This window comes from Mycobacterium sp. NGS67 (assembly GCF_059812185.1).
Genome location: NZ_JCALCF010000018.1, coordinates 87,888 through 99,638, shown reverse-complemented (window position 1 = coordinate 99,638; position 11,751 = coordinate 87,888). Strand labels below are relative to the sequence as shown.

8 protein-coding genes are annotated in these 11,751 nt (G+C 67.5%); 3 read left to right on the top strand and 5 right to left on the bottom strand.

The window, feature by feature from the left end; all coding sequences use genetic code 11:
- Positions 1–65 precede the first annotated feature (65 nt).
- A complete protein-coding gene (locus AC5Y4D_RS17750) occupies positions 66–743 on the top strand; it encodes an MBL fold metallo-hydrolase (protein ID WP_499989927.1) in 678 nt (225 codons plus the stop codon).
- Between the two features lie 10 nt (positions 744–753).
- Here the strand turns inward: AC5Y4D_RS17750 and AC5Y4D_RS17745 are convergent, their stop codons facing one another.
- A complete protein-coding gene (locus tag AC5Y4D_RS17745; RefSeq protein ID WP_499944225.1) occupies positions 754–1,194 on the bottom strand; it encodes a universal stress protein in 441 nt (146 codons plus the stop codon).
- A 190-nt stretch (positions 1,195–1,384) separates the two neighbouring features.
- On the opposite strand from AC5Y4D_RS17745, the gene AC5Y4D_RS17740 reads away from it, so the two are divergent.
- Positions 1,385–2,974: a mannosyltransferase gene (locus AC5Y4D_RS17740; protein WP_499989926.1), complete on the top strand. Its 1,590-nt coding sequence runs from the start codon at positions 1,385–1,387 to the stop codon at positions 2,972–2,974.
- On the opposite strand, the gene AC5Y4D_RS17735 is transcribed toward AC5Y4D_RS17740, so the two are convergent.
- From AC5Y4D_RS17735 to AC5Y4D_RS17725, 3 genes are all read right to left on the bottom strand, one after another.
- Positions 2,963–4,366, bottom strand: a complete 1,404-nt coding sequence (locus AC5Y4D_RS17735; RefSeq protein ID WP_499989925.1) for an MFS transporter — start codon at positions 4,364–4,366, stop codon at positions 2,963–2,965. The genes AC5Y4D_RS17740 and AC5Y4D_RS17735 overlap by 12 nt on opposite strands.
- A complete protein-coding gene (uvrB, locus tag AC5Y4D_RS17730; protein ID WP_499944222.1) occupies positions 4,363–6,519 on the bottom strand; it encodes an excinuclease ABC subunit UvrB in 2,157 nt (718 codons plus the stop codon). Before uvrB ends, AC5Y4D_RS17735 begins: the two co-directional genes overlap by 4 nt.
- An 82-nt stretch (positions 6,520–6,601) precedes the next feature.
- Positions 6,602–8,548 (bottom strand): serine/threonine-protein kinase, encoded by a 1,947-nt coding sequence (locus tag AC5Y4D_RS17725; RefSeq protein ID WP_499989924.1) that lies wholly within the window; start codon positions 8,546–8,548, stop codon positions 6,602–6,604.
- Positions 8,549–8,705: 157 nt separating this feature from the next.
- Between AC5Y4D_RS17725 and AC5Y4D_RS17720 the strand changes: the two genes are divergently transcribed.
- Positions 8,706–11,234 carry an FHA domain-containing protein gene (locus tag AC5Y4D_RS17720; protein ID WP_500037752.1) on the top strand — a complete coding sequence of 843 codons (2,529 nt, stop codon included), beginning with the start codon at positions 8,706–8,708 and terminating at the stop codon, positions 11,232–11,234.
- Here AC5Y4D_RS17720 and AC5Y4D_RS17715 read toward each other — a convergent pair.
- Positions 11,224–11,697 carry an Rv1443c family protein gene (locus AC5Y4D_RS17715; RefSeq protein WP_499989922.1) on the bottom strand — a complete coding sequence of 158 codons (474 nt, stop codon included), beginning with the start codon at positions 11,695–11,697 and terminating at the stop codon, positions 11,224–11,226. The two genes, AC5Y4D_RS17720 and AC5Y4D_RS17715, sit on opposite strands and share 11 nt — an antisense overlap.
- Between the last annotated feature and the right edge of the window lie 54 nt (positions 11,698–11,751).

Here is an 11,751-nt window from a genome sequence, read left to right as displayed (position 1 = left end):
CGCAGGCCGTATTCCATGCTAGGTGTCTGCCCCGACAAGCCACCGGGCCAGTAGCGTGACCGGGTATGACAGCCCCTAGCGACAACTACACCGGCCACGTCGAGCCCGGTACCGCGGCCAGGCGCTCGCTGCCCGGTGCGACGATCCTCAAAGCCTCGGTCGGCCCTATGGACAACAACGCCTACCTGGTGACGTGTTCCGCGACCGGGGAAACGTTGCTGATCGATGCCGCGAACGACGCCCAAACGCTGCTTGATCTGATCCGAGAATACGCGCCGAAGGTGTCGCTGATCGTGACCAGCCACCAGCACTTCGACCACTGGCAAGCCCTCGAAGCGGTGGCCTCAGAAACCGGTGCGCCGACGGCCGCGCACGAGATCGACGCCGACCCGCTGCCGGTCAAGCCGGACCGTTTGTTGGCCAATGGCGACACGGTGCAGATCGGCGAGCTGACGTTCGACGTCATCCACCTGCGCGGGCACACACCGGGATCCGTGGCGCTGGCCCTGGACGGACCCGCGACCGGCGGGGTCACACAACTGTTCACCGGCGATTGCCTGTTTCCCGGTGGCGTCGGAAAAACATGGCAGCCGGGCGACTTCGAGCAGTTGCTCGACGACGTCTCCACCCGGGTTTTCGATGTCTACGACGACACCACCGTCATCTATCCCGGTCACGGCGACGACACGGTGCTGGGTACCGAGCGCCCGCACCTGGCCGAATGGCGCGAGCGCGGCTGGTGAGGTCCGCTTTCTAGGTGGTGTGCACGATCAGCACGTCGACCTTGGCCTTGCGTGACACGTTGGCGGGCACCGAGCCCAGCAGTCGTCCCGCGATCGTGCTCAAGCCGACGTTGCCGACCACCAGCAGATCGGCTTTCTCCGATTCGGCGAGGTGCACCAGGGCGTCCACCGGCGCACCCTCGATGGCGCGCTCGTCGACGTTCTTCGCGCCCGCGTTGTGCGCCCGTTCCTTGGCGGTCTGCAGGATGTCGTAGATCGGGGCAGTGCCCGTCACCTTGTAGCTCTCTTCCTTTAATGCGTCGACGGCGCGGGCATCGTCGTGCTGGGGCAGGTAGGCCGACGCGATGATCAGTTTGGCGTCCGCTCCGGCGATTTTGGCCGCCCTCTCTACCGCGCGCAGCGACGAATCCGAGCCGTCGGTCCCTACGACCACGGTTTGATAGGCGCTCATTTACCCTCCCAGGTGTCGGTTTCCGCCAACCCAAGACAGTATCGCGTTGCTGGACGTAGATGGGAGAGATTTGCGGCGTGGCAGCCCTCACCCTGCCGTCGCGAATGCCGCACAGATCACGTCCGCACGATCTCAGACCCTCATGCCCGCGCACTGACGCGCGGCACGGCACCTAAAGTTGAACACCGACATGTCTGTGACGATCGTGGAGAATCCCCTGGCAGACGGCGCAGATCCGGCGCCGTCTGCACATTCGCGGGGCCGCTTTCTCGACCCGTGGGCGATCGCCGCGCTGGCGACGCTCGTCAGCGGCGCTTGGGCCGCGCGACCGTCGCTGTGGTTCGACGAGGGTGCGACGATCTCGGCGTCTGCCAGCCGCACCCTGCCCGAGTTGTGGAAGTTGCTGGGTCATATCGACGCCGTCCACGGGCTGTACTACCTGCTCATGCACGGCTGGTTTGCGATCTTCCCGCCGACCGAATTCTGGTCCCGCGTCCCCAGCGCGCTGGCCGTGGGAGCCGCCGCCGCCGGGGTGGTGGTCTTCACCAAGCAGTTGGCACCGCCGGCTGCGGTGGGGTCGGGCCGGACCCTGGCGCTGTGCGCGGGCGTCATCTTCGCCATCCTGCCCCGGGTGACCTGGGCGGGCATCGAGGCTCGCTCCTCGGCGCTGTCGGTGACCGCCGCGGTCTGGCTGACGGTGCTGCTGGTCACCGCGCTGCGCCGGAACAGCCCCGGCCGGTGGATCGCCTACGCGCTGACGTTCATGCTGTCCATCCTGATCAGCATCAATTTGGGTCTGTTGATCACGGTCTACGCCGCGCTGCTTCCGCTGTTGGTGCCGAAGGGATCTCGCCGTTCTCCAGCCATCTGGCTGGCCATCAGCTCGCTGGTCGCACTCGGCGCGATGACGCCGTTCGCGATGTTCGCGCACGGCCAGATATTTCAGGTCGGGTGGATCGCCGGGCTGACCCGAAATCTCTTCCTCGATGTAGTGCACCGGCAGTACTTCGACTACAGCGTCCCGTTCGCCGTCCTGTCGGGTGTCACCATCCTGGTCGCCATCGCCGTTCACCTGCGCAACGGCTACGGGCCTGCCGGCACCCGGCAGCTGGTGCTCGCCTGCGTCGCGTGGGTGGCCATTCCGACGGCCGCGGTACTGATCTACTCGGCGACCATCGAGGCGATCTACTATCCGCGCTACCTCATCTACACCACACCCGCCGCGGCCATCCTGCTGGCGGTCTGCATCCTCACGGTCGCCCGCAAGCGATGGCTCGTCGTCGGTCTCGTCGTGGCATTCGCTGTCGCCGCATTCCCGAACTACTACTTCAAACAGCGGGGCCCGTACGCCAAGGAGGGGTGGGACTACAGCCAGGTGGCGGACGTCATCAGCGCGCACGCCGCGCCGGGCGACTGCCTGCTGGTGGACAACACGGTGCCCTGGCGGCCCGGTCCGATCCGGGCGCTGCTGGCCACTCGCCCGGCAGCGTTCCGGTCCCTGATCGACGTCGAGCGGGGGTTCTATGGACCCAAGGTCGGTGCGTTGTGGGACGGTCACGTCGCCGTGTGGCTGACGACCGCCAAGATCAACAAATGCACCACCTTGTGGACGATCACCAACCGCGACAGTTCGTTCCCGGATCACGAAGCGGGACAGTCACTTTCGCCGGGCAAAGCGTTCGGGCGCGCCCCGGTCTACCAGTTCCCCGGCTATCTGGGCTTCCACATCGTCGAGCGGTGGCAATTCCACTATTCGCAGGTAGTCAAGTCAACTCGCTGACCGGTCGGGCCGGCTGGCCTTCATCGACGCGATGAACCCGGCGGCGGCCAGCACGGTGAACACCGCGTAGAGCCAGCGGGCCGCGGCAAGTTCGCCGCCGGGGGCGTTGTTGACCACGACGCCGGCGATACCGGCGCCCATGGCCGCCGAGATCACCTGCACGGTGTTGATCGCCGCGGCAGCGGCGCGTCCCTCGGACGGATCGTCGACGGACTCCATCGCGCGCACGGACAGGTGCGGCCAGGCCATCCCGATGCCGGTACCTGCGATCAGCAAGGCCAGCGCCCAGACCACCACCACACCGGTCGGGGCGTCGGCGCGCTGAGTGACCGCCGCCAGGGCCAGACCCGCCGCCATCACCAGCGGTGCGACCGCGACGACGTATCCGACCCGGCGCGGCTGCTGCACCGACGCGCTGACGATCTCGCTGACCGTCCAGCCGACAGCGAGCGCGGCACCCAGGAACCCGGCGACGACGGGAGACAGATGTCCCAACCGTTGACCGAACAACGGCACGTAGGTATCGACCAGCACCGCCATCATCTGCACGGCCATGGTCAGGTAGATCCAGCGCAGCGGCCCGGCGCCGAAAACGCTGGGCGGCAAGACGCCGCCGCTGCGCCGGTCCACCGCGACGAACACGCCGACCAGCAACACCGCCGCTACCAGCAGACCGGCGGTGGCGGCGATGTGACGCGGAAGCTGCGCGACGCTGATGGCCAGCGCGGCGGCACCCATCAGCACCAGCGACCAGATCGGCACCCGGACTCGGGCATCCTGGGCCGTCTCGTCGCGCGGGTCCGAGGCGGGCAGCGCGACGGGCACCAGGATCGCCAGCAATGCCGGCAGGATCGCCATGGCGCCGAACGCCCACCGCCACAACCCGAACTGCGCGAACAGTCCCCCGGCCGCCGGGCCGATCACGGTCGCGACGCCCCACATCGCCGACACCAGTGCCGAGGCGCGTGTCCACAGCGATTTGGGCAGGGTGGAGTTGATCAGCGCGTAACCCAGACCCGCCAGCAGACCACCGGCCACCCCCTGCAGGGCGCGTCCGGCGATGAGGATCTGCATGTTCGGCGCCACCGCACACACCACACTGGCGACACCGAACACCCCGAGTCCCGCCAGAAATGATGTCCGCGCGCCGAAGCGCAGCAGCACGGTGTTGACGGTGGTCGCCGAGATCACCGAGCCGACCAGGTAAAGCGTGACCACCCACGCGTACAGGCGAGCACCGCCGATCTCGGTGATGGCGCTGGGCAGCAGGCTGACGGTCAGGAACTCGTTGGTGGCGTACAGCCCCACGCCGCCGGCCAGCACCGTGGACGTGCCCAGGTGCCGGGTGAGCAGTTCCCGCCAACTGCCGGTCCGGCCCGTCGTCGAGGTCACTTCAGACCGGCGGCGTCCATCCCCCGCAATTCCTTCTTGAGGTCGGCGATCTCGTCGCGGAACCGGGCCGCCAACTCGAACTGCAGGTCACGTGCGGCCGCCATCATCTGCGCGGTGAGGTCCTTGATCAGGTCGGCCAGCTCGGCGCGTGGCATGTTCGCGGTGTCGCGGCCCTCGATCACACCGGCACTGACCGCACGGCCGGGCTCCCCCGGCGCCCGTCGACCGCGGGAGGCGTTGCGGCCGGAGCCGCCGATCCCGACGTCGGTGTCGTCAGCTTCCCGGTACACCTGGTCGAGGATGTCGGCGATCTTCTTGCGCAGCGGCTGCGGGTCGATCCCGTGGGCCTCGTTGTAGGCCACCTGCTTGGCCCGGCGCCGCTCGGTCTCGTCGATGGCTTCTTTCATCGAGTCGGTGATCTTGTCGGCGTACATGTGCACTTCACCGGACACGTTGCGGGCGGCGCGGCCGATGGTCTGGATGAGGCTGCGGGTGGACCGCAGGAAGCCCTCTTTGTCGGCGTCGAGGATGGCCACCAGCGACACCTCCGGGAGGTCCAATCCCTCCCGCAGCAGGTTGATGCCGACCAGTACGTCGTACTCGCCGAGCCGCAGCTGCCGCAGCAACTCCACGCGGCGTAGCGTGTCGACCTCCGAGTGCAGGTAACGGACCCTGATGCCCATCTCCAGCAGGTAATCGGTGAGGTCTTCGGCCATCTTCTTGGTCAGCGTCGTCACCAGCACCCGCTCGTCGGCGTCGGTGCGTTTGCGGATCTCGCCGATCAGGTCGTCGATCTGCCCCTTGGTCGGCTTGACCACGACCTTCGGGTCCACCAGGCCGGTCGGGCGGATCACCTGTTCGACGAACTCCCCGCCGGTCTGGCTCAGCTCGTACGGCCCGGGGGTGGCCGACAGGTACACCGTCTGACCGATGCGGTCGGCGAACTCCTCCCAGGTCAGCGGTCGGTTGTCGACCGCCGACGGCAGCCGGAAGCCGTACTCGACGAGGTTGCGCTTGCGTGACATGTCGCCCTCGTACATGCCGCCGATCTGCGGCACCGTGACGTGCGACTCGTCGATGACCAGCAGGAAATCTTCCGGGAAGTAGTCCAGCAACGTCGCCGGAGCCGATCCGGCCGGCCTCCCGTCGATGTGACGCGAGTAGTTCTCGATGCCCGAGCAGAATCCGACCTGCCGCATCATCTCGATGTCGTAGTTGGTGCGCATCCGCAGCCGCTGCGCTTCCAGCAGCTTGCCCTGACCCTCCAGCTCGGACAACCGGTCGGCCAGCTCCTGCTCGATGGTGGAGATCGCCTGCGCCATGCGTTCCGGACCCGCGACGTAGTGGGTAGCCGGGAAGATCCGCAGGGAGTTGACCTGCCGGATCACCTCGCCGGTCAGCGGATGCAGGTAGTACAGCGCCTCGATCTCGTCGCCGAAGAACTCGATGCGGACCGCCAGCTCTTCGTAGGACGGAATGATCTCCACGGTGTCGCCGCGCACCCGGAAGGAGCCCCGGGTGAAGGACAGGTCGTTGCGGGTGTACTGCACGTCCACCAGCAGCCGCAGCAATCCGTCCCGGGGTACCTCGTTGCCGACCTGCAGTTCGACGGACCGGTCCAGGTAGGACTGCGGTGTGCCCAGACCGTAGATGCAGGACACCGAGGCCACTACCACCACGTCCCGCCGGGACAACAGCGACGACGTCGCGGAGTGCCGTAGCCGCTCCACGTCGTCGTTGATCGAGCTGTCCTTCTCGATGTAGGTGTCGGTCTGCGCGATGTACGCCTCGGGTTGGTAGTAGTCGTAGTAGGAGACGAAATACTCGACGGCGTTGTGCGGCAACATTTCCCGCAGCTCGTTGGCCAGCTGTGCGGCCAGCGTCTTGTTCGGCGCCATCACCAGGGTGGGGCGTTGCAGACGTTCGATCAGCCAGGCGGTGGTGGCCGACTTGCCGGTGCCGGTCGCACCGAGCAGCACCACGTCATGCTCGCCGGCTTTGATACGCCGCTCGAGCTCGTCGATGGCGGCCGGCTGGTCGCCGGCGGGCTGGTGGGGGCTGACCACGTCGAAGCGGGCGCCGGTGCGGACGATCTCGTCGACGGCGCGGTATTCCGAGTGGGCGACTACTGGGTATTCGGTGGCGAAAGCCATAGCACCAGGGTAAAACCAGGCACCGACAGGCTTTGTTCCCGCTGGTCCCGCGCGCTCGCGCCCGGCCGGGGCGAACAGGGTGCTACTTGTGCCGGCTCCACATCCGGCTCACCGGATCGCATTCGATCAGGTACCCGTCGTTGGAGGCCGACATCGCGAACACCGGGATGTCCGGCTTGTCGCAGGACGTGCCGGCGGCGTGCACGCCGGCGGTGATCGGCGCTCTACCCCAGGTGTTGCCTTCGCACACCACCTGTTCGTTGCTGGTCTGGTCATAGCCGAGCTTGTCGACGTCCGAGCACATCCCGCCCAGGACCGGTGGCGACGGACGGGTGCCGGGCGCGGTCGCAGCGCGGATCGCCTGCGCGGGATCGGTCAGCGTCACCCCGGCCGGCACGTCACCGACCCGGGTCGCGACCACCGGCACCCGGAGCACCGCGCCCTGCGCACCGCATTCGCCGCTGCGGACGGTTTCGGTCTGCACACCGCGCAGGGTTCCGTCAGGCTGCGGCGCCAGGGACAACGCCACCGTTTCCTGCTGCGCGGCCGGCGCCGGCCCACTGGCCTGGCGACAGCCGACCCGCTGCTGTTCGGGCGAACCCTGCCAATACCCGGCGACGAACCGCAATGTGTCGCTCTGGCCGCCCTCGGCGGTGTCGGCCAGCTGGTGGGTGGCCTCATCGAGTGCCACGCCGCTGGCCGCGCATCCGTTGGTGGTGCACACGCTGTGGAACGCCCACCAGACGGTGCTGACGCTGTCGTGCCGGATGGATGTGCCGTTCGTCGTACGCTTGGTGCGGTCGAAATCCAAGCGGTAGGTGCCGTCGAGAACCTTCGCCGGGGTCACCGCGACCGGGACTGCCGGCGCAGCAGCGACGGATGGTGCAGCGGCAGGCCGTGCCGCCAGCGCCGGGGTGGGCGGGGCGTTTTCCGGCTGGAAACTGTAGAGGGTCGACCAGGTCGCCGCGACCGCGATCAGCACCGCACTCACGACTGCCGCCGCCATTCGGATCCGCGGCGATACTCGTCGTGTCGAGTCCGTCTGCCCCACAACAGGTTTGACCTCAGCCGACCCGTCCTGCACCGCCGCCGAGACGGCGTCGGCAAAGTTCCGGCACCGGTCGAAACGAGCCTCCGGTTTCTTGGCCAGTGCCTGCGCGAAGATGTCGTCCAGGCACGCCAGGTCCGGCCGGTAGTCACTGACCCGGGGCGGATCGTCGTGCAGGTGTTGGCTGATGACCGCGACCGGGTTGGCGTGCCGGAACGGCGGCGCACCGGTGAGTAGGTGAAATGCCGTGGTGGCCAACGCATATTGGTCTGCACGGCGGTCGATGTTGGCACCCGCCAGCTGCTCGGGAGCCGCGTAGGCCACCGTTCCCACCGCGGCGTTGGTCTGGGTGATCCCACTGATATCCGCCAGATGGCGGGCAACGCCGAAGTCCGCCAACAGAATCCGGCGTTCATCCCCGTCGGGATGGGTGAGCAGGATGTTGGCGGGCTTGACGTCACGGTGCAGCAGTCCCCGATCGTGGGCGTAATCGAGTGCTCCGGCGACGGCAGCCAGGATGGCGCAGACGTCGCCCGTCGGCATCCCCTGCGGGTGTGACTCTTTGACCAGGCGGGCGGCGTCGGTGCCCTCCACGTAGTCCATCGATATCCAGAGCTGGCCGTCGAACTCGCCTCGGTCGTGCACTCCGACGATGTGGGGATGCCACAGTGTCGCTGCGAGATCGGCTTCCCTGTCGAATCTTTCGCGGAACTCGCTGTTCGAGGTGATGGTCTGGGCGAGGACTTTGATCACGTCGCGGCGCGGTAGCCGCGGATGCAACGCGAGATAGACCTCGGCCATTCCGCCGACGCCCAACTGGCGCAGGATCGTGTAACCGGCGAAGGACGCACCCCGGGTCAATTCCGAACGCTCGGCCGGCGGCGGCACCGGCGTGATGCGTTGCCGGAGGCGCCCGATAGGCGTCGTCAAGACGCGCCGCCCGGCGTCGAAACGCCGGGCCGCGCCTGATCGATGGTCCATCCGTCGTCGCCTCCCCTCCAAGGCATGATGCACGAAAGGTGTTGGCGCAGGGGCGGTTGCAAGCTGTGAAACAGCTATGTATGGCTCGGTGCGAGACATAGCAACGTCACAGCTGAGTCACAACCAGCAACATCCAACGGCCCCGATACTGGTGGTCGTGAATCGACCAGCACCGCCGGCGTTGACCATTCGGCATGACGGTTCCCAATGTTCCTTCGCCGCAGGCTACGAGGTTGTCGTGGGTCGTGATCTGCAGGCCGACCTGCGCATCCCGGACCCACGGATCTCCCGCGCGCACCTGATCGTGCGTTTCGACCGCGGCCGTTGGCTGGCCATCGACAACGGCTCGCTCAACGGCACCTATGTCAATGGCTATCGGATGCCGGTAGTGGACCTGCATGACGGCCAGAGCGTCAATGTCGGCAATCCCGCCGGACCACGACTCACCTTCGAGATCGGTCGGCAGGCAGGCCTTCCCCCGCGTCCGCGCAGCGCGTTCAGCAACTCCAGGGCAAGCCACGACAGCGGTCCCCCGACCCTGGCCTGGTCGACCATCCCGCCGCGACCGGCACACCCTCGGTCAAACGGGCGTCCGCTGCCGGCGTGGCCTCAAGAGGAGGCCACCAGCGTCGACATCGCGCCACCCCCGCCGGCCGAACTCACCGTGATCGACGCCAGGTCAGCGGATATGTCGAACCTGGCGACCAGGATGGTCAGGGTCCTCGCGCCTCGCTCGTCGCCGACCCCGAGACCGGCCTCTAAACCAGCCCCTGTCAAGACAATCGGCCGCGCCAGCGACAACGACATCGTCGTCTCCGACGTCCTGGCCTCCCGCAGGCACGCGACGCTGCGGCCCACCCCGTTGGGCGCCGAGATCGAGGACCGCAGCATCAACGGCACGTTCGTCAACGGCACCCGGGTCGGCTCGGCGATCCTGTCCGAGGGCGACGTCGTCACGATCGGCAACGTCGACCTGGTGTGGCACGAGGACACCCTGGTGCCGCGCAGCGAAACCGAGTCTCGCACCGGCGGACTCGAGGTGCGCGGGGTGGACTACACCGTCGACGGCGGCAAACAATTGCTCGACGCCATCTCGCTCACCGCGCGGCCGGGCACGCTGACCGCGGTGATCGGCGGGTCGGGTGCCGGCAAGAGCACGCTGGCCAGGCTGATCGCCGGCTACGTCCGGCCCAGCAAGGGTTCGGTCAGCTTCGAGGGACACGACATTCACGCCGAATACGCGTCGTTGCGCAGCCGGATCGGCATGGTGCCGCAGGACGACGTCGTGCACCGCCAGCTCACCGTGCATCAGGCGTTGGGCTACGCCGCGGAGCTGCGGCTACCGCCGGACACCAGCAAATCCGACCGCGCCCGGATCGTCGCCCAGGTACTGGACGAACTCGACCTGACCAAGCACGCCGACACCCGGGTGGACAAGCTGTCCGGCGGCCAGCGCAAGCGGGCCTCGGTGGCACTCGAACTGCTGACCGGCCCCTCCCTATTGATCCTGGACGAGCCCACGTCGGGTCTGGATCCCGCGCTCGATCACCAGGTCATGACGATGCTGCGGCAGCTGGCCGACGCGGGCCGGGTGGTGATCGTCGTGACGCACATGCTGTCCTACCTGGATATCTGTGACCAGCTGCTGCTGGTGGCGCCCGGCGGAAAGACGGCCTACTGCGGGCCGCCAGACCAGATCGGCGGTGCGATGGGCACCACCAACTGGGCCAAGATCTTCAGCCAGGTGGGCGCCGACCCCACCGAAGCGAATCGGCGGTTCCTGGCCCAGAACCAACCCCAGGACCGGTCCGGAACCGAATCCGTACCGGCCGACCTGGGCAAACCGGTGCAGACCAGTGTGCGGCGTCAGATCTCGACCGTCGCGCGCCGCCAGATCCGGCTGGTCTTTGCCGACCGCGCCTATTTCGTGTTCCTGGCGCTGCTCCCGTTTGCTTTGGGCGCGTTGTCGCTGACCGTCCCCGGCTCCAACGGGTTCCGCGCGGTCGGTGAGCACGGTGGGACACCCGACGAATCCGCGCAGATCCTCAACCTGCTGCTGCTGGCCGCGGCCTTCATGGGCGCCGCGTTGACGATCCGCGACCTGGTCGGCGAGCGGGCGATCTTCCAGCGTGAACAGGCGGTGGGACTGTCGACGACCGCCTATCTGCTGGCCAAGACCGCGGTCTTCTGTGCGTTCGCCGTGCTGCAGGCCGCGATCGCCACGACCATCGTGATCCTCGGCAAGGGCGGACCGACGCGCGGCGGCCTGGTGCTGGGTCACGGCAACTCGGCGGCGACCGTCGAGTTGTTCCTGGCGGTCGCCGGCACCTGCGTCACGTCGGCCCTCCTGGGCTTGGCGATCTCGGCGCTGGTGCGTTCCACCGAGCAGATCATGCCGCTGTTCGTGGTGTCGATCATGGCGCAGCTGGTGCTTTGCGGTGGGATGGTACCGGTGACGAATCGGATTGTGCTGCAACAGGTTTCCACGGCAGTGCCGGCGCGCTGGGGTTATGCCGCGGCGGCGTCGACGGTCGACGTCAGGTCGCTGGTGCCGGGCTCGCTGCTTCCGCAGGACCGGTTCTGGCAGCACACTTCGCGGATCTGGCTGGTGGACATGGGCATGTTGGCCGGGTTGTCGGTGTTCTACGCATGCTTCGTGCGGTGGAAGATTCGGCTCAGGCGGTAGCCGCGTCCGGCTCGGTGGTCATGTGTCGGCGCACCAACTTGCGCCAACGCCGCTGCCGGTAGCGGTAGATCCCGGTCGCGACTTTGGCCACGACGGCGGTGGCGATGCCGGCTTCGATGTCGACGGTGTCGCTGTACCGGCACGAGTGTTCGTCGATCGGCTCGGCGTGCAGCGTGTGGTTCCAGGCCTTGAGCAGCCCACCGTGTTCTCGGGTGCGGATGGTGCGGGTGGCCTTGTCCACCTCGACGACGTCGATGGTGTGCCGATAGGCCGGGAACAGATGAAATGCGACCAACCATCCGGTGCCGCGCTCCCCTTCCCGCAGGGGTTCGCTGCGTCCGGTCAGCGCGGGAAAGCCGAAGAGACCGCGGCAGACGTACAGGAACGTGGCCGGGGACAGCATCGCCGACCACACCCGGTCGGCGTTGGTGGGCAACAATGTTTCGATATGGACAGTGCGCATCATCGGCTCCTCATCGCTGGTCCTGATTGTGCTGGTGAACGCGCCGAATGACTA

Coding starts and splice junctions, on each gene's coding strand:
- AC5Y4D_RS17750 (WP_499989927.1), top strand. CDS start 66: ATGACAGCCCCTAGCGACAACTACACCGGCCACGTCGAGCCCGGTACC.
- AC5Y4D_RS17745 (WP_499944225.1), bottom strand. CDS start 1,194: ATGAGCGCCTATCAAACCGTGGTCGTAGGGACCGACGGCTCGGATTCG.
- AC5Y4D_RS17740 (WP_499989926.1), top strand. CDS start 1,385: ATGTCTGTGACGATCGTGGAGAATCCCCTGGCAGACGGCGCAGATCCG.
- uvrB (WP_499944222.1), bottom strand. CDS start 6,519: ATGGCTTTCGCCACCGAATACCCAGTAGTCGCCCACTCGGAATACCGC.
- AC5Y4D_RS17725 (WP_499989924.1), bottom strand. CDS start 8,548: ATGGACCATCGATCAGGCGCGGCCCGGCGTTTCGACGCCGGGCGGCGC.
- AC5Y4D_RS17715 (WP_499989922.1), bottom strand. CDS start 11,697: ATGCGCACTGTCCATATCGAAACATTGTTGCCCACCAACGCCGACCGG.